The organism is Actinospica durhamensis (assembly GCF_018139695.1).
Taxonomy (GTDB): Bacteria; Actinomycetota; Actinomycetes; order Streptomycetales; family Catenulisporaceae; genus Actinospica; species Actinospica durhamensis.
Map to the genome: position 1 here is coordinate 1 of NZ_JAGSOG010000077.1, position 21,090 is coordinate 21,090.

Consider the following 21,090-nt stretch of genomic DNA (forward strand, 5'->3'; position numbering starts at 1 on the left):
TATAAGAGACAGGCTGTACGGTCGGTGTCGTGTTGCTCTCAGACAAGGACTTACGGGCGGAGATCGCCTCGGGGCGGGTGCGGATCGATCCGTATGACGACGCGATGGTGCAGCCGTCGTCGATCGACGTGCGGTTGGACCGGTACTTCCGGGTCTTCGAGAACCACCGGTACCCGCACATCGATCCTTCGCAGGAGCAGCCGGAACTGACCCGGCTGGTGGAGCCGGCCGAGGACGAGCCGTTCATTCTGCACCCGGGCGAGTTCGTGCTGGGCTCGACGTACGAGCAGGTCACGCTGCCGGACGACGTGGCTTCGCGGCTGGAGGGGAAGTCCAGCCTGGGGCGGCTCGGGCTGCTGACGCACTCGACGGCGGGGTTCATCGACCCGGGGTTCTCCGGGCATGTCACGCTCGAGCTGTCGAACGTCGCGACGCTGCCGATCAAGCTGTGGCCCGGTATGAAGATCGGGCAGCTGTGCATGTTCCGACTCACCTCGCCGGCCGAGCACCCGTACGGGTCCACGGCGACCGGGTCGCGGTACCAGGGGCAGCGCGGGCCCACGCCGTCGCGCTCTTACCTGAACTTCCACCGCACGCAGGTCTAGTCACGCGTTCGGCCACGTGTCCGGTCACACGCCCGGCACGCGCACACCAAGACACCGCGCACGAGCTTCTGCCTGGGGGATTGAGTCATGCCGATGTTTCCCGTCGACTCACGCGCGGTGACGGTGTTGGCGCCACAGCTCGCGGACACGGGCGCGGTGCTCGACGCGTTGGTGCCGCTGGCGACGGGGGACGTGTTCTGCGCCACCGCGCCGGATGACGGGCTCGACGATCTAGCTGACCTGGCGGATCTGGCCGATCTCGCGGACTTGGCCGACGAGGAGCCGTTCACCTACTACAGCGCGACCTTCTCCGACACGGTCGCGACCTTCGTCGTCGAGGTCGAACGCGCCACGACGTCGGCGCAGGCACGTTACGACGTCCACGTCGCCGAGTCGGGGCCGGGGGCGGATCGGCTGCGCTATCGGGTGGCGAAGGCCGTGATCGCGGCGACGGGCGGGTTCGCGGCGGACGCGCTGGGGGACGCGGTGGAGCTCACAACGCCGCCCGAGGACCCGTTCGGCGCACTCTGGTAGTCCCGCGCGTGCGCGATTCGAGTGAATTCGCGCGGATACTCTCTCGCATCGGGCAGGACCCTGCGACAGTGGCGGCGTGAGCCCGACGCCTTGGACACTGCGGGGCCGATCCCGTGCCGGGTCGGCCGAGCCGGGATCGCTGCTGCGGCAGCATCCGATCTTGCTGCTGGGCGGCACCCCCACGGACACCGCCGTGAGGCGGCTGGTGCAGGAGTGGAATCCGAGCGCCGGCACCGGTATCGACGCCGGGGACCCCGGAACGCACGGATCGACTGATTTGTCCGAAACGCCCAGAACATCCGGAGCATTCGGAACATCCGAAGAGACCGGCGTCGAGGTGGCGCAGGGCGTGCGCTTCGCCGGGCCGTTCCGGCTGGATCCGGAAACGCTCGTGGACGCGGGGCTGGGCTCCACCTGGACCACCGCGTATGCCGCGCTGTGCGTGCGTGACCGGGTGCGCGTGCCGGACGGGATCGATGCCGACCAGATGCGGCTGCGCTATCCGCACGGCCTGCCGGTCGGGGTCGAGGGGGTGGCCTGGTCGCTGGTGACGGGGCTGGCGCGGCGGCTGGGCGGGGCGATGCGGTTGCCCGCGGATTCGCTACGTGCCACCAGATCCGTGACGGTGCGGCACGTACAGGCGCAGGACAACGTGTACTGCGTCTACGGGCACGACGCGTTGCCCTGGTCGGTACTGCGCTCGGTGCTCTGCCTCAGCCTGCCGGAGCTGGATCGCAACGGCGCCCTGGCCCCGAACGACTACTGCCTGGACCGGCCCGGGAGCTTCGAAGTGCGGGTCCGGCCGTTTCGCGCGGACGGGTTCGTGCCCTACGCGCTGCGGCCCCGTGCCGCCGCGGACTGGCCGTGCACGGTCTACCGTTTCCGCTGCCTGCCGCAGGCCACTGATTTCGACGCGCAACGCGTCGACGCCCAGTTGCGCGGCGCGGCCTGCCAGCTCGCCGACGTGGTCGGCGGCCTGGTGCTGGACGGGGAGGGGTTTCCGTTGTCCGCGGCCTTCACCGCGGTGCGCTGAGCCGGGGCGGGCCCTACGAGTTGGCCGTCGCGACGCCCACGCAGTCGGCCACGTCGTCGCACGAGAGTGTGCCGAGGACCGCGCCGGTGACCACGGTGCCGGTGACGACCAGCTTCGCCGGGGCCGCGGTGACGGTGGCGCCGGAGGTGAGGCCCTCGAGGTCGATGACGGAGTCGTCCATCCGCAGCGCGTTGCCCGCGGTGACGCTCAGCGCCGCGTCCGGCCGCACCTGCAGCGTCAGCTGAGCCGAGCAGCGGGAGTCGGCGCAGCGCTCGGTCAGATAGAGCGTGGTGCCTATGACGTCCGTGGTGCGCACCGGGTCGTCGAACGGGGTGGAGGTGTCGGACGCGGTAAGCGTCGCGGTGGAGTCGGAGGCGGTGCCCACGACGGTGAGCGAGACGTCGCCGTCGAGTACGACCACGACCGCGTTCACGTTCTGATACGCGGTGGTGCTGGTGCTGGTGTGGCGCACCTCGTGCAGCACCACGTCGGTGACGCCGCCGAGCACGCCGAGCACGGCCAGCGTGACGACGAGCGCGATCAGGGCGCGGCCGAGCCCGCCGAACCAGGCACGTATTCGGTCGGGTCTCCCACTGGCCGCCGAGCCGGCTTCGGTCTCCGGTTCCTGTGCTTGCGCACCGATCGGTTCCTCGCCGCTCATGAAGCCGCTGCCCTCCACGTAGACGGACCGTCGTGACCCGTCCCTCCGGTCACTCCGTACGGTCACTCGTGGAGGGCAGCCTACTCCTGGCTCGTGTCCTGCTCTAACTCACTTCACGGAACGCAGCAGCAACTGCGAGACATCGACCACTTCCATCGATTCCGGCACCTCACCGCTCTGCTTGCGCGCGGTGATCGAGTCCCCGAGCATGACCAGGCAGTAGGGGCAGGCCGTGGAAATGACGTCAGGGTTCGTCGAGAGCGCCTCGTCCACCCGCTCGGTGTTGATGCGCTTGCCGATGCGCTCCTCCATCCACATGCGCGCTCCGCCGGCGCCGCAGCAGAAGCCCTTCTCCTTGCAGCGGTGCATCTCGGTGTTGCGCAGGCCCGGCACCTTGGCGATGATCTCGCGCGGCGGGGTGTAGACCTTGTTGTGGCGGCCGAGGTAGCACGGGTCGTGGTAGGTGATGTTCTGGTCGATCGGGGTGACCGGGGTCAGCCGGCCCTCGGCCACCAGCGTGTCGAGCAGCTGGGTGTGGTGGATGACGTCGTAGGTGCCGCCCACCTGGGGGTACTCGTTGGCCAGCGAGTTGAAGCAGTGCGGGCAGGTCGCCACGATCTTCTTGCTCGGCTTGTCCCCGAAGGCCTCGTTGAGCATCTCCACGTTCTGCTGCGCCTGCATCTGGAACAGGAACTCGTTGCCGAGCCGGCGGGCCGGGTCTCCGGTGCAGCTCTCCTCGCCGCCGAGGATGGCGAACTTGACCCCGGCGATGTGTAGCAGTTCGGCGAAGGCCTTGGTGGTCTTCTTCGCCCGGTCCTCGAGGGATCCGGCGCAGCCGACCCAGTACAGGTAGTCGATCTCGGACAGGTCCTCGACGTCCTCGCCGAAGATCGGGACTTCGAAGTCCACCTCGGAGACCCAGTCAAGGCGCTTCTTGGCGGGCATGCCCCACGGGTTGCCCTTGTTCTCGATGTTCTTGAGCATCGTGCCCGCCTCGGACGGGAACGCCGACTCGATCATGACCTGGTAGCGGCGCATGTCGACGATGTGGTCCACGTGCTCGATGTCGACCGGGCACTGCTCGACGCACGCGCCGCAGGTGGTGCAGGACCACAGGGCCTCGGCCGCGAACACGGCGTTGTCCTCGGGCGAGCCGACCAGCGGACGGGCCGCCTCGGCGAGCACGTCGTGCGGGACGCCCTTGAGCATCTCCTCGGTGGCCTTCTCCTCGCCCGCGAGGTCGAGGCCGCCGCCGGCGAAGATGTAGGGGGCCTTGGCGTGGGCGTGGTCGCGCAGGGCGAGCACCATCAGCTTGGGCGAGAGCGGCTTCTCGGTGTTCCAGGCCGGGCACTGCTCCTGGCAGCGGCCGCACTCGGTGCACGTGCTGAAGTCCAGCAGGCCCTTCCAGCCGAAGTCCTCGACCTTGCCGACGCCGAAGACGGCGTCCTCGTCCGGGTCCTCGAAGTCGATCGGCTTGCCGCCGGAGAGCATCGGGTTGAGCGCGCCGAGCGCGGTGCCGCCGTCGTCCTTCTTCTTGAACCAGATGTTGAGGAAGGCCAGGAAGCGGTGCCAGGCGACGCCCATGGTGGAGTTGAGCGAGATGGTGATCATCCAGGCGAAGGAGATCACGATCTTGAGGGTGGCCACGGCCCAGATGACGTTGTGCAGGGTGGAGACCGAGGCGCCCTGGAACAGGCCCTTGGCGATCGGCGCGGAGAAGAAGTACTCCATGGAGAAGCGGGAGCCGTTCTCCAGCGCGCACTCGGCGCCGCGCAGCACCAGGATGCACAGCAGCACGCCGAGGATCGTGTACTCGACGTAGTACGCCTGCCACATGACCGAGCCGAAGAACCGGGACTTGCGGCCCTTGGTGCGCGGCAGGTTCGCCAGGCGCAGCGCCATCAGGTAGACGATCGCGACCAGGCCGACGACGGTGAACAGCTCGGTGACGAACTGGTAGGGCCACCAGTGCCCGATCACCGGGATCTGGAAGCTCGGCGAGAACAGCTGGCCGAACGCGGTGATCAGGGTGAAGAACAGCAGCCCGAAGGAGACCATGACGAACCAGTGGGCGGCGCCGATCGAGCGCTTGCCCCTGCGGGCCATCCGGGTGTGCGCGCCGAACTCGACGACCAGGTTCTTGGTGCGGGCCCACGGGTTGGAGGTGCGCCCGGGTACCGGCTGACCCATCGTGATCGTCTTGTACATGCGCACGAGCACCTGCGCGAAGAGCGCGAGGCCCACCGCGGCGATGCCCAGCGAGGTGATGATCGCGGCGATCTGCATGTTCCGGTCGGGCTCCTTCGGGGCCGGTCTGCCCAACCGGGCAGGTCTGCGTCGAACGGCCGCAGTCTACTCGCCGGTAACTTATTTGGCGACCATGGACTTAACGCTCATTCAGTCTGACTTATCGGACGTATCACCGCATAACACCGCGCCGAAGGTGGGCGCGGCGCGGGGCCGAATCGGGGATGGTGACCAACGCCACGTCGGGCGCCACGTCCGGGCGCGTCCCGAAACGCGCCGTGGGCGCCCGCCTCCGGATCGGAGACGAGCGCCCACGGGCTCAAGGTGAAGCGGTGTTGCGGTGTTGCGGTACTGCGGTACTGCGGTACTGCGTGAAGCGGGTGGTGCGGTGAGGCTTACTGGTCCTGGAACTCGCCGAACCAGTCCACGATCACCTGCGACGTGCCCTTGCCGCCGAGGTACAGGCCGAAGTCGTAGCCGTCGTACTTCGGGTCCAGGGTGCTGCCGAGCTCGGTGATGGCCAGGTTCGGCACCGTCTGGCCGGTCAGGTAGTTCAGGTTCGAGGTCGACGGCACCGCGCTCGCGCTCGAGGGGTTGTACGGGTAGAGCGAGAGGAAGCCGTTGCCGGTGGGGGAGACGACGGTGGCGTTGAACACCTCGGCGGTCTCGTAGGAGTACTCCGCGATCGGCACGCCGATCGGAGTCCCGGTCGGCACGGCGCCCTCGATCGGGCTGGAGTTGTCCGTCGCCCGGGTGTCGACGTAACGCTCCGGCGAGTCGAACGGGAGGTAGGCGCTGGCGGTGGCGACCGTGGTGGTCGAGGAGAAGTAGCCGTTGGCGTCGGCGATCAGGTCCACCGTGCCGCTGCTGTTGTTGTACAGCACGACCTTGCCGTCCTCGCCCACCTTGACGATCGACATGTTGGCGATGGTCTGGCCGGCGCTGTAGTTCACGTTGGAGACCGTGGGCACGGTCGCCTCACCATCGGGGTAGGCGGTGATGACGCCGTTCTTGGTGCCGTTGACCACGGTGAGGTTCATCGAGATCGCGTCCACGCCGGCCGCCGGGATGGTGCCGTTGTCCGAGCCCGCGACGGTCAGCGTGACGCTGCCGTTGGCCGGGATCTTGGCGACCTTGCCGGTGCCGGTGCCGTGCCGGGTGTCCAGGATCCGGGCCGGGCTGATGCCGACGTACTTGTCGGTGTTCTGGTCCGCGGTGAAGTAACCCGCGACGTCGGCGAGGATCTGGGTGTTGCCCTTGCTGCCGCCGTTGTGGAAGTCGACCACGCCGTTCGCCCCGACCGGCACGATGACCAGGTTCGGCACGTTCTGGCCGGTCTTGTAGTTCACGTTCGAGGTCGTCGGGAGGGTCTCCTGGTCGCCGTAGGCGTCCTCGTCGCCGTAGACGGTCAGCACGCCGTTGGCGGTCGGGGAGACCGCGGTGACGTTCAGCACGACCGCGGTGATCCCGGACGGGATGGTGTCGCCGCTGGCGCCGGCACCCGCGACCTGCAGGCTCAGCGTCTTGCCGGCGCCGACGGCCGCAGCCGGGGCTCCGATGCCCTTACGGGTGTCCAGGATGCGCGTCGGGGTGTAGGCGGTGTACTCGGAACCAGCGGTGAACGCCGTCGCGGACTGGGTCGCGGAGTCACCCTGGCCGTCGTTGATCGTGATGGTGACCGTGTACGCGCCGAGCTGGCTGTACTCGTGGTCGACGGTGACGCTGGTGGTCGAGGAGGTCACGGTCTGCGTGGTGACCGCCGACGAGTCGCCCCAGTCGACCGTGACGGTGGCACTACCGGTGGTCAGACCGGTCGGCGCGACGAGCAGCTCCACCCCGTAGGCGCTGGTGTCGAAGCCCACGGGGGTGAACCCGAGGGTCGGGTTGGGCCCGGCCGCGCTCGTGTGATGGCGCACCACGTTCCCGGAGAAGATGATCTTGTGCTGCTCGGCAGCCTTCTTGGTGAAGGCCGAAGCCGAGGACGAGGCCGCGGCAGACGCGGTGACGTGGACCGAAGAAGTCGAAGAAGTCGAAGAAGCCGCTTCGGCGAGTGCCGGAGCGAGAGCGATACCGAGGGATCCCACCATCACCGCGGATATCGTAAGACGGCGGTTGCGCACCGCGTCCTCCCCTGAAAGATGCCGCGTTCATCAGAACACGGGCATGGAACATGAACTGAAGATGAAACAGCTGACCATATCGCCCGGGGGTTCGGCGCGACAATCGGTATCCGTCACGGTTGCGGTACAAGATGTCGACGGATCAGCCGCCGATTCATAAGAATCCAAGGCTTCGGCCGACGCGGGGACCAGCGGCTTTCGCCCGGATGAACCGGACCTGAATCGAGCGCGAGAATATCCGAATACGTATACGTGCGAAGGCGGCCGCGCCGTGTTCGGTCAGTGCAGGTAGTAATTCAGGCTCTCGCTCAGGGCCTCGTGCTCCTCCAGCCGCGCCTGGGTCCGGGCGGGTTCGGCGTCCGCGATGGCCTGCACGATCAGGCCCGCCACCAGCATCGGGGCGGCGTGGGAGTCGAAGACGAGGCGGGAGCCGACCGGGGCGGGCAGGACGGCGTCGGCGTACTCGGTCCAGGGGGCGAGCACGCTGTCGGTAACCAGGGCGACCTTGAGTCCCATGGCCTTGGCCGCGTTCAGCACCGTGATCGCCTCGGCCGCGTACCGGGGCAGCATGAAGGCGAGCAGCCAGGTGGCCCCGGCCTGACGGGACTGCAGAAGCAGGTCGGACGCGGCGGATCCGGCGTTGTCGATGAACCGGACGTCGGGGTGGATCCGCCTGGCGCCGTAGACGAAGTAGTAGGCCACCGGGTCGGACATGCGCAGGCCGAGCACCGGCAGGCACGAACTGGCCGCGAGCTCACGGCCGAGCGCGGCGAAGCGCTCGGGATCGGCGGCCAGTTCGTGCAGGGTGGCGAGGTTGTTCTGCTCGGACGCGATCGCGGCCTGCAGTTCATTGCGACGCACCTGCTGCGGGGTCTCCGCGACGCCGCCGAGCACTATCGGGCGCAGGGCGTCGCGCAGGGCCGGATAGCCGGAGAAGCCGAGGGCGGCGGCGAAGCGGCTGACCGCGGGCTGGCTCACCCCGGCCCGCTCGGCCAGGTCGACGCTGCTGAGGAACGCGGCCTCGGACAGGTTGTCGATGAGGTACTGCGCGATCCGGCGCTGCGCCGGAGACAGCCGCCGCCCGTCCAACAGGGCGAGCAGCTGCTCCGAGGCGGGCTTGAGCTGGTCCATGAGCCCGGCAGCCTACAGTTTCCCGGTCATCGCAGCGGACCGGTCACGGCCTCGACCGCGGCCAGCACCGAGCCGTCGAGCACGGCCTGCTCGGCGGCGCGCATCTCGATCGAGAGGTAGCGGTCCGGGCCGGGGCCGCCGACGCCGCCGGCCCGCAGCGCGGCGACGGCCGCGGCGGTGGCGGGCGCCGGCGCGAGCGGGGCGCGCAGGTCGAGCGCGCGGGCGGCGGTGAGCAGCTCGATCGCGAGCACCCGGGCCAGGTTCTGCAGCGACTGGCGCAGCTTGCGCGCGGCGGACCAGCCCATGGAGACGTGGTCCTCCTGCATCGCAGAGGACGGGATCGAGTCCACGCTGGCCGGCGCGGCCAGGCGCTTGTTCTCGGAGACCAGCGCGGCCTGGGTGTACTGGGCGATCATCAGGCCGCTGTCGACGCCGGGGTCGTCGGCGAGGAACGGGGGCAGGCCGTGCGAGCGGGCCACGTCCAGCATCCGGTCGGTGCGGCGCTCGGCGATGGAGGCGAGGTCGGCGGAGGCGATGGCCAGGAAGTCGAGCACGTAGGCCACCGGCGCGCCGTGGAAGTTGCCGTTGGACTCCACCCGGCCGTCGTCCAGCAGCACCACCGGGTTGTCCACGATGGCGGCGAGTTCGCGCTCGGCCACGGTGGCGGCGTGCGCGAGGGTGTCGCGGGCGGCGCCGGCCACCTGCGGGGCGCAGCGCAGCGAGTACGCGTCCTGCACCCGGGTGCAGGTGTTCTCGCCCCGGTGCGAGGCCATGACCTCGGAGTCGGCGAGCAGGGCGATGAGGTTCGCGGCGGACGCGGCCTGGCCCGGGTGCGGCCTTATCGCGTGCAGTTCGGGGCGGAAGACGCGGTCGGTGCCGAGCTGCGCCTCGACGCTCATCGCGGCGCTGACATCGGCGATCTTCAGCAGCCGCTCGAAGTCGCGGATCGCCATGATCAGCATGCCGAGCATGCCGTCGGTCCCGTTGATCAGGGCCAGGCCCTCCTTGGGCGCGAGCTCGATCGGGGCGATGCCGTGCGCGGCCAGCACCGGTCCGGCCGGGACCTCGGTGCCGTCCGGGCCGATGACCTCGCCCTCGCCCATGAGCACCAGCGCGACGTGGGAGAGCGGCGCGAGGTCGCCGGAGCAGCCGAGCGAGCCGAACTCGCGCACGGCCGGGGTGATGCCGGCGTTGAGCAGCGCGGCCATGGTCTCGGCGACCACCGGGCGCACCCCGGTGTGGCCGCTGGCCAGGGTCTTGAGTCGCATCAGGATCAGGGCCCTGACGACCTCGGGCTCCACCAGCGGACCGAGGCCGGCCGCGTGCGAGCGGATCAGCGAGCGCTGGAGCGCGGCCCGCAGCTCGGGGTCGATGTGCCGGGTGGCCAGGGCGCCGAAGCCGGTGGAGATGCCGTAGGCGGGGGTGGGCGCGGCGGCGAGTTCGTCGACCAGGGCGCGGCCGCGGGCGAGCGCGTCCAGGGCGGCCGGGCCGATCTCGACCCGGGCGCCGTCGCGGGCCACGGCCAACACGTCGTCGAAGCCGAGCTCGTCCTTGCCGAGAGTCACAACCGTCACGGATCCTCCAGTGCCACGCCCGAGTCGGGAAACCAAAGTGAATAGGGTCATGCGGTTGACCGCACCAGTGAATGATTGCATAACATGTCCGGTGGCTCCATCGACCCCTACCGCCACCGCCGTCCCTCCCAGAAGGTGAGCTCCGCATGACCGGTCCCCGGCTCGTCACCGCCCCGCGCGGCACCGACCTCCACACGCTCGGCTGGCAGCAGGAGGCGGCCTACCGGATGCTGCAGAACAACCTCGACCCCGAGGTGGCCGAGCACCCCGAGGAGCTCGTGGTCTACGGCGGCACCGGCAAGGCGGCGCGCAACTGGGGGTCGTTCGACGCCATGCTGCGCACCCTGGCCACGCTCAAGGGCGACGAGACCATGCTGGTGCAGTCGGGCAAGCCGGTCGGGGTGATGCGCACGCACGAGTGGGCGCCGCGGGTGATCCTGGCCAACTCCAACCTGGTCGGGGACTGGGCGAACTGGGACGAGTTCCGCCGCCTCGACGCGCTAGGGCTGATGATGTACGGCCAGATGACGGCCGGGTCCTGGATCTACATCGGCACCCAGGGCATCCTGCAGGGCACCTACGAGACCTTCGCGGCCGTGGCGGCCAAGCGCTTCAACGACACCCTGGCCGGCACCATCACGCTGACCGCGGGCCTCGGCGGGATGGGCGGCGCCCAGCCGCTCGCGGTGACGATGAACGACGGCGTGGCCATCTGCATCGACTGCGACCCGCGCGCGATCACCCGCCGGATCGAGCACCGCTACCTGGACGTGCAGGCCGACTCGCTCGAGCACGCGCTGGCGCTCGCGGTCGAGGCCAGGGACGCGCGCCGGCCGCTGTCCATCGGTGTGCTGGGCAACGCGGCCGAGCTGGTGCCCGCGCTGTTGGCGATGAACGCGCCGATCGACATCGTGACCGACCAGACCTCGGCCCACGACCCGCTCTCCTACCTGCCGCTCGGCCTGGCCTTCGAGGACATGAAGTCCTTCGCCGCCGAGAAGCCGGCCGAGTTCACCACCCGGGCCCGGGAGGCGATGGCCCGGCACGTGGAGGCGATGGTGGGCTTCCAGGACGCCGGCGCCGAGGTGTTCGACTACGGCAACTCGATCCGCGGCGAGGCCAAGCTGGCCGGGTACGAGCGGGCCTTCGACTTCGCCGGCTTCGTGCCGAAGTACATCCGGCCGCTGTTCTGCGAGGGCAAGGGCCCGTTCCGCTGGGCGGCGCTGTCCGGGGACCCGAAGGACATCGCGGTGACCGACCGGGCCGTGCTCGAGCTCTTCCCCGAGAACGAGTCGCTGGCCCGCTGGATCAAGCTGGCCGGCGAGCGGGTGCACTACCAGGGCCTGCCGGCCCGGATCTGCTGGCTCGGCTACGGCGAGCGGCACGAGGCCGGCCTGCGGTTCAACGAGCTCGTCGGCTCCGGCGAGGTGCAGGCGCCGCTCGTGATCGGGCGCGACCACCTGGACTGCGGCTCGGTGGCCTCCCCCTACCGGGAGACCGAGGCGATGCTGGACGGTTCGGACGCGATCGCGGACTGGCCGCTGCTGAACGCGATGATCAACGTGGCCTCGGGCGCGTCCTGGGTCTCGATCCACCACGGCGGCGGCGTCGGCATGGGCCGCTCGATCCACGCCGGGCAGGTCTCGGTGGCCGACGGCACGCCGCTGGCCGCGCAGAAGCTGGAGCGGGTGCTGACCAACGACCCCGGCATGGGCGTGATCCGGCACGTGGACGCCGGGTACGAGCGGGCCGAGGAGATCGCGGCGGAGCGCGGCGTGCGCGTGCCGATGAACGAAGGCGACGAGGGCTGATCTGTGGAGGATTTCCACGAGCTGTGGCGGAGTCTGCTGCCGCTGGGCTACTCCCGCTCCAGCGGCGGCTACCGCCGGTTCGCCTGGTCCAAGGCCGATCTGGCCTGCCGCGCCTGGTTCACCGCGCAGGCGGCCGATCGCGGCCTGACCGTGCGCACCGACCGCAACGGCAACCAGTGGGCCTGGTGGGGTGAGCAGCTGCCGGGCAAGGCGCTGGCGATCGGCTCGCACCTGGACTCGGTGCCGGACGGCGGCGCCTTCGACGGTCCGCTGGGCGTGATCAGCTCCTTCGCCGCGGTCGACGTGCTGCGCGAGCAGGGCTGGGCCCCGGCCCGGCCGATCGCGATCGCGAACTTCGCCGACGAGGAGGGCGCGCGCTTCGGCGTGGCCTGTGCCGGATCCCGGCTGCTGACCGGGCAGTTGGACCCGGAGCGGGCCAGGGCGCTGACCGACGCGGACGGGGTCAGGCTGGGCGACGCGATGGAGGCGGCGGGTCACGACCCGGACGCGCTGGGCCCGGACGACGCGCTGCTGGACCGGATCGGCCAGTACGTGGAACTGCACATCGAGCAGGGCCGCGGTCTGGTCGAGCTCGAGCGCGCGGTCGGGGTGGCCACCTCGATCTGGCCGCACGGCCGCTGGCGCTTCGACTTCGGCGGCGAGGCCAACCACGCCGGCACCACCCGGCTCGAGGACCGGCGCGACCCGATGCTGTCCTACGCCTTCACCGTGCTGGCCGCCCGGAAGAAGGCCGCGGCGCACGGCGCGCTGGCCACCTTCGGTCGGATCCACGTGGAACCGAACGGCACCAACGCGATCCCGTCCAAGGTCAGCGCGTGGCTGGACGGGCGGGCCCCGTCCGAGGCGGCGCTCGCGTCCCTGCTCGCGGAGCTGGAGCAGGCCGCCCGGGAACGGGCCGAGCGCGACGGCGCGTCCCTGTCTGTCGTGAACGAATCGCTGACCCCCATCGTCGAGTTCGACCACGCCCTGCGCGACCGTCTGGCCAAGACGCTCGAGGACGCGCCGGTGCTGCCGACCGGGGCCGGACACGACGCCGGCATCCTCGCCGCCCGCATTCCGACCGCGATGTTGTTCGTGCGCAACCCCTCCGGGGTCTCGCACTCTCCCGCCGAGCAGGCGGAACTCGCGGACTGCGAGGTCGGCGTGCACGCGCTGGCCGCCGCGGTGCGCGAACTGGCCGGCGGTGGGCTGTGACGGACTATCTGGCCGCATACGCCCTGGTCGACGGCCTGGTGCGCAAGGACGTGCTGATCGAGGTGCGCCAGGACCGGATCGTGCGGGTCGTCCCGGACGCGGCCGCGGAGGCGGCGCGCGGACAGGCCGTGCGCCTGGCCGGATTCACCGTGCCGGGCATGGCGAACGCGCACTCGCACGCGTTCCACCGCGCGCTGCGCGGACGTACCCAGGCCGGCGAGGGCACCTTCTGGACCTGGCGCGAACAGATGTACGCGGCGGTCGCCGGGCTCGATCCGGATACGTATCGGGAGCTGGCCACGGGCGTCTTCGCGGAGATGGCCCTGGCCGGCATCACGAACGTCGGCGAGTTCCACTACCTGCACCACGCCCCGGGCGCCACGCCGTACGCCGACCCGAACGCGATGGGCCACGCGCTCATCGAGGCCGCACGGGCGGCCGGGATCCGGATCACCCTGCTGGACACCTGTTATCTGGCGGGCGGGATCCGTACGCCGGTGAACGAGACGCAGCAGCGCTTCTCCGACGGCGACGCGGAGAAGTGGGCCGCGCGGGTGGAGGACCTGCGCAACCACTACGCGGCCGCGAAGGACGTGGTCGTGGGCACCGCGATCCACTCGGTACGCGCGGTTCCGGTGGACCAGCTCGCCACGGTGGCACAGGCCGCCGAGCGGTGGGGGGCGCCGTTGCACGTGCACCTGTCCGAGCAGCGCGCGGAGAACGAGGCCTGCCTCGAGCACTACCACCGCACACCCGCGCAGCTGCTGCAGCAGTACGGCGCACTCGGTCCGCGCACCACCGCGGTGCACGCGACGCACCTGTCCCAGATGGACATCGAGATCCTGGGCGACTCGCGCACAGGCGTGTGTATGTGCCCGACGACCGAGCGGGACCTGGCCGACGGCATCGGCTCGGCGCGCTGCATGTTCGAGGCCGGATCCCCGATCACGCTGGGCTCGGACAGCCACGCGGTGATCGACCTGTTCGAGGAGGCCCGCGCGGTCGAGCTGAACGAGCGGCTGGCCACCGAGCGGCGCGGGCACTGGCCCGCGGCCGACCTGCTGCGCGCGGCCACCTCGGCCGGGCACGCGAGCCTGGGCCGCCCGGACGTGGGCGCGCTGGCCGCGGGCCGCGGCGCCGACTTCGTCACGGTGGACCTGGACTCGATCCGGCTGACCGGCACAGAACCGGACCGCGCGGTGGAGTCGCTGGTCTACGCGGCGGCGGCACCGGACGTGCGGCATGTCGTGATCGCCGGACGCGTGGTCGTCTGGGATGGTGTCCATCAGTTGGTGGACGGAGTCTCGAGGCGGCTGGGCGCGGCCATCCACGCTCTCTACGCCTGAGCTCAACGCTCGCGCCCGGACGTGCCCGCACGCTCCGGGCCCCGACGCACGAAGGACGCCCGCATGCCCTCCACCCTGCTCGTCACCGGCATCGGCGAGCTGACCACGCACAGTCCACAGCCTGTGGACACGGCCGGGCTGCACGCCCCGGACGAGTCGGACCCGGCCGCCCTGATCGTGGCGGACGGCCGGATCGCCTGGACCGGGCGCGCCGCGGCGGCCCCGGCGGCGGACGAGCGGGTGGACGTCGAGGGCCGGGCCGTGATCCCCGGCTTCGTCGACAGCCACGCGCACCTGGTGTTCGCGGGCGACCGCGCGGGCGAGTTCGAGGCCCGGATGACCGGGAGCAGGTACTCGGCCGGCGGGATCAGGACCACGGTCGCGGCCACCCGCGCCGCCAGCGACGAGGCGCTGCGGGCGAACGCGCGCCGGCTGCTGGCCGAGATGGCGCGTCAGGGTACGACAACGGTGGAGTGCAAGACCGGGTACGGCCTGACCGTCGAGGACGAGGTGCGGGCGCTGCGGATCGCCGCGCAGGAGTGCGACGTGGCGACCTTCCTCGGCGCGCACGTCATCCCGGCCGAGTACGCCGACCGTCGCCAGCAGTACGTGGACCTGGTGCGCGGACCGATGCTCGAGGCCTGCGCCGAGTACGCGAACTTCGTGGACGTGTTCTGCGAGCGCGGCGCCTTCGACGAGGTGGAGACGCGGCTGATCCTGGACGCGGCCAAGGCCCGCGGCCTCGCCGTCCGGCTGCACGCGAACCAGCTCGGGCATGGACCGGGCGTGCAGCTGGCGGTGGAGTACGGCGCGGCCAGCGCGGACCACTGCACCTACCTCGACGCCTCCGACATCGACGCCCTGGCCGCCTCCTCGACCGTGGCCACACTGCTGCCCGGAGTCGAGTTCTCCACCCGCTCGCCGTACCCGGACGCACGGGGCCTGCTCAACGCGGGGGCCCGGGTGGCGATCGCCACCGACTGCAACCCCGGGTCCTGCTATACGTCCTCGATGCCGTTCTGCCTCGCCCTCGCGGTCCGCGAGATGCACATGGCCCCGGCCGAGGCCCTGCGCGCGGCCACCCTCGGCGGGGCCCAGGCGCTCGGGCTCACCGACGTCGGCCACCTCGAGGTGGGCGCGCGGGCCGACTTCGCGGTGCTCGACGCGCCGACCTATCTGCACCTGATGTACCGGCCGGGCGTGCCGCTCATCCACAGCGTGTGGAAGAACGGCGCGCGGATCGCCTGAACCGGTCTGACACGATCCGACCTGATCTGACCCGGCGACAGCGGGCCGGGCACGAAGGCGAAAAGGGGCAGGGCCCCGGCGGACGAATCCGCCGGGGCCCTGCCCTCGACTCGGTTCAGCTCGGTCTCACCGACACGAGGCCTCAGTTCGCACTGAAGAAGCCCGCCATGTCGACGATGAGCTGGGTGGAGCCGGTGGTGCTGGCGTTGTAGAACTTCACGCCCGTGCTGCTCGGCACGATCGCCAGGTTCGGGATCGTCTGGCCGGTCAGGAAGTTGAGGTTCGACACGTTCGGCAGCGAGCCGTTGGACGCGTAGGCGCTCAGGAATCCGTTGCCGGCCGGGGAGACCACCGTCAGGTTGGCCACCAGGGCGCTGTAGGACGCCGGCAGCGGCAGGGTCAGGTAGCCCTGCTCGCCGATCGGGTTGCCCGAGGCCGCGAACTCGGCCAGGGACTCGCCCTGTCCACTGCGGGTGTCGAGCAGCCGCACCGGGCCGACGGCGTGGTACTTCGCGCCGCTGGTGCCCGGGGTGAAGTAGCCGGCGATGTCCGCGATGGCGTCGAGCGAGCCTGAGGAGGCGCCGTTGAAGAAGTCCACCTTGCCGTCGGGGCCGACCGGGACGATGACCATGTTCGCGGCGGTCTGACCCGCCGTGAAGTTCAGGTTCGACACGCTCGGGACCGACTCGGCGGTACCGGCCGAGGTCTCGTTCGGGTAGACGATCAGGTCGCTGTTGGTGGTGGAGTTGACCGCGGTGACGTTCATCGCGACCGCCGTGACGCCGCTCGGAATGCTCACCGAGCCCACCGTCGAACCGCCGACCTGGAGCGAGACCCCGCTGTCGGCGCCGATCTTGGCCAGCGGCACGCCGGTGCCGTGCCGGGTGTCCATCGCCCGGACCGGACCGACCGCGGTGTAGGTGGACACGCCGGTGGCGCTGGAGGAGGAGGTGAAGTAGCCCGCCTCGTCCGCCAGGAACTGCACGGTGCCGTTCGAGCCGTTCCAGAGCGAGACCTTGCCGCCGGTGCCGACCGGCACGACCACGAGGTTCGGCTTGGTCTGGCCGGAGAGCCAGTTCAGGTTCGAGGAGGTCGGCACGGACTGGCCGTACGGGTAGACCGTGGCCACGCCGTTCGCGGACGGGGAGACCGCGGTGACGTTGAGCACGACCGCCGTGACGCCGCTGGTCGGCACCCCTTGGACGCCGGTGATCTGCAGGTTCACGCTCGCGTGCGCCTTGACCGGGCCGGTGGTGCCGCCGATGCCCTTACGGGTGTCGAGCAGGCGCACCGGGCCGTTGGGCACGTAGTAGCTGGACGGCGAGGTCACCGAGCCGGCGCACACCGTGCTGATGACGCCGGTGGCGTCCGGGGTGCCCCAGCCGCTGGCCAGGTCGTAGCCGGCGGTGGCCGCGTAGCCGCCGTTGCTGCCGAACTCGGTCACGTCGTTGTTTCCGACGGTGACGTCGGTGAAGATCCCGCTCGTGCCGGCCTTGCCCGCGGTGTACAGGTTCGAGTTCACGAAGCCCGCGCCGCCGTTGGACTTGCACTGGGTCGAGGAGTCGGCCAGGGCGAAGATGGCCGCCCAGACCGGAGCCGCGCCGCTGGTGCCGCCGATGATGTTGTAGTACTCACCGGTGGTGATGCCGGTGCCGGAGACGGTCTCCTCGATCACGTAGCCGTCGTTCGGGTCGGCCAGCGCGGAGACGTCGGGGACGCCGCGGCAGCCGGTGGTCGAGGCCTTGGCGCAGTGGGTGGTGTACCCGGACGGGCTCAGCCCGCTCTCGTACGACTGGGCCGGCCAGTAGTTCGAGACGCCGCCGCCGCCGCTGCCACAGGTGGTCGGGTCGGTGGTGTCGAAGCACTCGTTCCACACGGACTGCGTGAAGGTGCCGGTGCCGGTCATGTTGGTGCCGCCGGCGCCGAGCACGAAGGGCTGGCTGGCCGGGTCGTCGACGGACAGGCCGCTGTTGACCGCGGCGGAGGTGGAGTCCCCGTAGCAGTCGGTCGAGCCCGAGTCGCCGGAGGCGGCCACGACGGTCTGGCCCTGCGCCGCCGCCTGCTCGAACAGGGCGTTCTCCTCGCCCTGGACCGCGGTGCTGTTGCCCTGGGTCAGCGGCTCGCACAGACCCCAGCTGGACGAGACCACGTTGGCCTTGTCCTGGTTGAAGATCGTCTCGAAGATGTTGAGCAGATCGGTCTCGCTGGCGTTGGCCGCGTCGGGTCCGGCGTAGTCGATGATGCTCGCGCCGGGGGCCAGGTTCGCGATGTTCTCGATGTCCAGCGCCGACTCGATGCCGACCTGGGTCACCTGGTTCGGCGGGGCGGTCGGGCCGCCGTCCACCTTCACCTCGGTGACCGAGTTGGAGTGGCCGTAGCAGGAGTCGATGGCGGCGACGCCGGCCGGGTCGTAGCTCTCGAGCTCGAACACGGCGACGGTGACGCCGGAGCCGTCGTCCCCGGCGGCGATCGCGGAGTTGACGCCGTAGGCGCTGGCGACCTCGTCCGCGGTGTAGTAGCCCGAACCCTCCTGCAGGTCGGTCCCGTACTCGGTGTTGTAGCTGTTCCAGTACGTGTTGATCGCGGAGCAGGTGCCGACCGAGGAGTTGCTCGTGGCCTTGGCCGTCACGGCCTTGCCGACGGGGGCGGCCGCCAGCTTGTGCGTGGTCGCGGTGTAGTGCGGCACGGCGTAGCTGATGTCGTCGAGGCCGACGATCCGCGAGACGTCACCGGAGATCGCGGCGGAGACGGTCGGGCTGGTGGTGTTGGCGTAGAACTTGCGCCCGGCCGCCTGGTATCCGGCGATGGTCACGCCGAAGGCGTGCTCGGACTGCGCCACCGTTCCGCTCACCGGCAGGAACATGCCGTCGGAGGCGACCTGACCGACCGTCAGCCCCTCGGCGCGCAGCTGCTCGGTGACCGCGGTCACCTCGTCCGCGGAGGCGCCGAAGTCCTGGGCGATCTGGCCCGGCGTCAGGTACTGGTGGTAGTAGAGCGAGCTCTTGTCGGCAACGGCCGAGGCGTAGGCCTCGAGCTGCGCCTCGTGACCGGTCTTGAGCTGCACGTCGAGGCTCAGCTTGGTCGCGGCCGCCGGGGCGGCGGCGGACTTGGCACCGTGCGGCAGCGCCGGCGCCGCTTCGACCGCGATCCGCGTGGCCGATGAGGCCTGACTCGGCACGGCCGCGGCGACCTGGGTCGCTCCGAGCGCCAGGCCGAGCACGGCGGCGGGTAAGCCGATCCGCCTCATCGCCCGAGGCAACGTCGACGACGAGGGCTTGTCCGCCCCGTCCTCCGACGTCCCACGAAGGTTGTCCACGTCTGGTATCCCCATCCCTTGGTCGTGAAGGCGGGGAAGTGGGAAGACGAGGCCGTTGTGGCGGCGACGGATTCCCTGCTCCCCCGAAGGCAGAGTCCGCGGGTCCACCGGTGAGTGGACCACGCAGCGCAACTGGCCAACGTAGAGGCCGCCGGGGTGCGGGTGAGAAACGATCGTGTAGCAGTTCGGTACCAAGCCGTATGCGGGCGCGCCGGGATCCGGTGCGACACGGCTGACCCGGGGCAATGGGAGCGACTTGAGTCACGGCCGCTCAAGGCTTACTGTTGAGCCTGTCGGACTCAACTAAAGGGCCCGGCCGCCGAGCGAAACTCCCCAGAGCTACACCGTCCTACCCAAGGAGTCCCACGATGGCACGTCCGGTCGGCATCGACCTCGGAACGACGAACTCCGTCGTCTCCGTCCTGGAGGGTGGCGAGCCCACCGTCATCACCAACGCCGAAGGTTCCCGGACCACCCCGTCCGTGGTCGCCTTCGCCAAGAACGGCGAGGTGCTGGTCGGCGAGGTCGCCAAGCGCCAGGCCGTCACCAACGTCGACCGCACCATCCGCTCGGTCAAGCGCCACATGGGCACCGACTGGAAGATCCGGATCGACGAGAAGTCCTTCACCTCGCAGCAGATCAGCGCCTTCGTGCTGCAGAAGCTCAAGCGCGACGCCGAGGCCTACCTGGGCGAGAAGGTGACCGACGCGGTCATCACCGTCCCTGCCTACTTCTCCGACTCCGAGCGCCAGGCCACCAAGGAAGCCGGCGAGATCGCCGGCTTCAACGTGCTGCGCATCATCAACGAGCCGACCTCCGCCGCGCTGGCCTACGGGCTGGACAAGGGCGAGGGCGAGCAGATGATCCTGGTCTTCGACCTCGGCGGCGGTACCTTCGACGTCTCCCTGCTCGAGGTGAGCAAGGACGAGGACGGCTTCTCCACCATCGAGGTCAAGGCCACCAACGGCGACAACCACCTCGGCGGCGACGACTGGGACCAGGCCGTGGTCGACCACCTGGTCGTCCAGTTCCGCAACGCGCACGGGGTGGACCTGTCCAAGGACAAGATGGCCATGCAGCGCCTGCGCGAGGCCGGCGAGAAGGCGAAGATCGAGCTGTCCGCCTCGAGCGAGACCACGATCAACCTGCCCTACATCACCGCCTCCGCCGAGGGCCCGCTGCACCTCGACGAGAAGCTCACCCGGGCCCAGTTCCAGCAGCTGAGCTCCAGCCTGCTCGAGCGCTGCAAGGCCCCGTTCCACTCGGTGATCAAGGACGCGAACATCTCCGTGCGCGACATCGACCACGTGGTCCTGGTCGGCGGCTCGACCCGCATGCCGGCCGTGGCCGACCTGGTGCGCGAGCTGACCGGCGGCAAGGAGCCGAACAAGGGCGTGAACCCGGACGAGGTCGTCGCCATCGGCGCCTCGCTCCAGGCCGGCGTGCTCAAGGGCGAGGTCAAGGACGTCCTGCTGCTCGACGTCACCCCGCTGTCCCTCGGTATCGAGACCAAGGGCGGCATCATGACCAAGCTGATCGAGCGCAACACCACGATCCCGACCAAGCGCTCCGAGATCTTCACCACCGCCGAGGACAACCAGCCCTCCGTGCAGATCCAGGTCTACCAGGGCGAGCGCGAGATCGCGGCGTACAACAAGCGTCTGGGCATGTTCGAGCTGACCGGCCTGCCGCCGGCCCCGCGCGGCGTCCCGCAGATCGAGGTCACCTTCGACATCGACGCCAACGGCATCGTGAACGTCTCGGCGAAGGACCTGGGCACGCAGAAGGTGCAGTCCATGGTCATCACCGGCGGTTCGGCGCTGTCCAAGGACGAGATCGACCGGATGCAGCGCGAGGCCGAGCAGTACGCGGAGGAGGACCACCGCCGCCGCGAGGAGGCCGAGGCGCGCAACCAGGGCGAGGGCCTGGTCTACCAGACCGAGAAGTTCCTGCGGGACAACGAGGACAAGGTCCCCGGCGACATCAAGACCGAGGTCGAGGCGGCCATCGTGGACGCCAAGGCAGCCCTGGCCGGCAACGACGTGGAGGCCATCAAGACCTCCTGCGAGAAGCTCGCGACCACCAGCCAGAAGCTGGGCACCGCGATCTACGAGCAGGCGCAGGCCGCGCAGAGCGCGGGCTCGGCGCCGTCCGACGGACCGCAGGACGCGGCCCCGAACGACGACGTGGTCGATGCCGAGATCGTGGACGACGGCAAGAACTGACCCATCGGCTCGGGCCGGGAGCCG

14 protein-coding genes are annotated in these 21,090 nt (G+C 70.2%); 8 read left to right on the top strand and 6 right to left on the bottom strand.

The genetic code is table 11. From position 1 onward, the window contains the following. Window positions 1–29 precede the first annotated feature (29 nt). From dcd to KDL01_RS16905, 3 genes are all read left to right on the top strand, one after another. Entirely contained in the window at window positions 30–605 is a 576-nt protein-coding gene (gene dcd, locus KDL01_RS16895) for a dCTP deaminase (protein ID WP_212529467.1), read from the top strand. Between the two features lie 87 nt (window positions 606–692). Continuing rightward, entirely contained in the window at window positions 693–1,139 is a 447-nt protein-coding gene (locus tag KDL01_RS16900) for a hypothetical protein (RefSeq protein ID WP_212529468.1), read from the top strand. Between the two features lie 76 nt (window positions 1,140–1,215). Beyond that, window positions 1,216–2,172: a hypothetical protein gene (locus KDL01_RS16905; RefSeq protein ID WP_212529469.1), complete on the top strand. Its 957-nt coding sequence runs from the start codon at window positions 1,216–1,218 to the stop codon at window positions 2,170–2,172. Between the two features lie 13 nt (window positions 2,173–2,185). On the opposite strand, the gene KDL01_RS16910 is transcribed toward KDL01_RS16905, so the two are convergent. From KDL01_RS16910 to hutH, 5 genes are all read right to left on the bottom strand, one after another. Beyond that, window positions 2,186–2,833: a hypothetical protein gene (locus KDL01_RS16910; RefSeq protein WP_212529470.1), complete on the bottom strand. Its 648-nt coding sequence runs from the start codon at window positions 2,831–2,833 to the stop codon at window positions 2,186–2,188. Window positions 2,834–2,941: 108 nt separating this feature from the next. Next, the gene (locus KDL01_RS16915) at window positions 2,942–5,119 is read right to left on the bottom strand and encodes a (Fe-S)-binding protein (protein ID WP_212529471.1); all 2,178 of its coding nucleotides are present in this window, start codon (window positions 5,117–5,119) and stop codon (window positions 2,942–2,944) included. A 356-nt stretch (window positions 5,120–5,475) separates the two neighbouring features. Continuing rightward, the gene (locus KDL01_RS16920) at window positions 5,476–7,170 is read right to left on the bottom strand and encodes a hypothetical protein (protein ID WP_212529472.1); all 1,695 of its coding nucleotides are present in this window, start codon (window positions 7,168–7,170) and stop codon (window positions 5,476–5,478) included. A 309-nt stretch (window positions 7,171–7,479) separates the two neighbouring features. Further along, the gene (locus KDL01_RS16925; protein WP_212529473.1) at window positions 7,480–8,331 is read right to left on the bottom strand and encodes a MurR/RpiR family transcriptional regulator; all 852 of its coding nucleotides are present in this window, start codon (window positions 8,329–8,331) and stop codon (window positions 7,480–7,482) included. A 26-nt stretch (window positions 8,332–8,357) separates the two neighbouring features. Further along, a complete protein-coding gene (hutH, locus tag KDL01_RS16930; protein ID WP_307846363.1) occupies window positions 8,358–9,905 on the bottom strand; it encodes a histidine ammonia-lyase in 1,548 nt (515 codons plus the stop codon). Between the two features lie 146 nt (window positions 9,906–10,051). Here hutH and hutU point away from each other — a divergent pair, with 146 nt between their 5' ends. The 4 genes from hutU (at window position 10,052) to hutI (ending at window position 15,525) form a co-directional block, all read left to right on the top strand. Next, window positions 10,052–11,716, top strand: coding sequence for a urocanate hydratase (hutU, locus tag KDL01_RS16935; RefSeq protein ID WP_212529475.1), 1,665 nt, complete (start codon window positions 10,052–10,054; stop codon window positions 11,714–11,716). A gap of 21 nt (window positions 11,717–11,737) precedes the next feature. Next, complete coding sequence (locus KDL01_RS16940) at window positions 11,738–12,931, top strand: allantoate amidohydrolase (protein WP_281415449.1); 1,194 nt, start codon at window positions 11,738–11,740, stop codon at window positions 12,929–12,931. Continuing rightward, window positions 12,928–14,277 carry a formimidoylglutamate deiminase gene (locus KDL01_RS16945; protein ID WP_307846365.1) on the top strand — a complete coding sequence of 450 codons (1,350 nt, stop codon included), beginning with the start codon at window positions 12,928–12,930 and terminating at the stop codon, window positions 14,275–14,277. Before KDL01_RS16940 ends, KDL01_RS16945 begins: the two co-directional genes overlap by 4 nt. A gap of 63 nt (window positions 14,278–14,340) precedes the next feature. Beyond that, window positions 14,341–15,525, top strand: a complete 1,185-nt coding sequence (hutI, locus tag KDL01_RS16950) for an imidazolonepropionase (protein ID WP_212529477.1) — start codon at window positions 14,341–14,343, stop codon at window positions 15,523–15,525. Window positions 15,526–15,667: 142 nt separating this feature from the next. On the opposite strand, the gene KDL01_RS16955 is transcribed toward hutI, so the two are convergent. Next, window positions 15,668–18,772 (bottom strand): S53 family peptidase, encoded by a 3,105-nt coding sequence (locus KDL01_RS16955; protein ID WP_212529478.1) that lies wholly within the window; start codon window positions 18,770–18,772, stop codon window positions 15,668–15,670. Between the two features lie 437 nt (window positions 18,773–19,209). On the opposite strand from KDL01_RS16955, the gene dnaK reads away from it, so the two are divergent. Beyond that, entirely contained in the window at window positions 19,210–21,066 is a 1,857-nt protein-coding gene (dnaK, locus tag KDL01_RS16960; RefSeq protein ID WP_212529479.1) for a molecular chaperone DnaK, read from the top strand. Window positions 21,067–21,090: the final 24 nt, after the last annotated feature.

Excerpts from the sequence above, each read along its gene's own strand:
- KDL01_RS16900 (WP_212529468.1), top strand. The coding sequence starts at position 693 with ATGCCGATGTTTCCCGTCGACTCACGCGCGGTGACGGTGTTGGCGCCA.
- KDL01_RS16910 (WP_212529470.1), bottom strand. The coding sequence starts at position 2,833 with ATGAGCGGCGAGGAACCGATCGGTGCGCAAGCACAGGAACCGGAGACC.
- KDL01_RS16915 (WP_212529471.1), bottom strand. The coding sequence starts at position 5,119 with ATGCAGATCGCCGCGATCATCACCTCGCTGGGCATCGCCGCGGTGGGC.
- KDL01_RS16925 (WP_212529473.1), bottom strand. The coding sequence starts at position 8,331 with ATGGACCAGCTCAAGCCCGCCTCGGAGCAGCTGCTCGCCCTGTTGGAC.
- hutU (WP_212529475.1), top strand. The coding sequence starts at position 10,052 with ATGACCGGTCCCCGGCTCGTCACCGCCCCGCGCGGCACCGACCTCCAC.
- hutI (WP_212529477.1), top strand. The coding sequence starts at position 14,341 with ATGCCCTCCACCCTGCTCGTCACCGGCATCGGCGAGCTGACCACGCAC.
- KDL01_RS16955 (WP_212529478.1), bottom strand. The coding sequence starts at position 18,772 with ATGAGGCGGATCGGCTTACCCGCCGCCGTGCTCGGCCTGGCGCTCGGA.
- dnaK (WP_212529479.1), top strand. The coding sequence starts at position 19,210 with ATGGCACGTCCGGTCGGCATCGACCTCGGAACGACGAACTCCGTCGTC.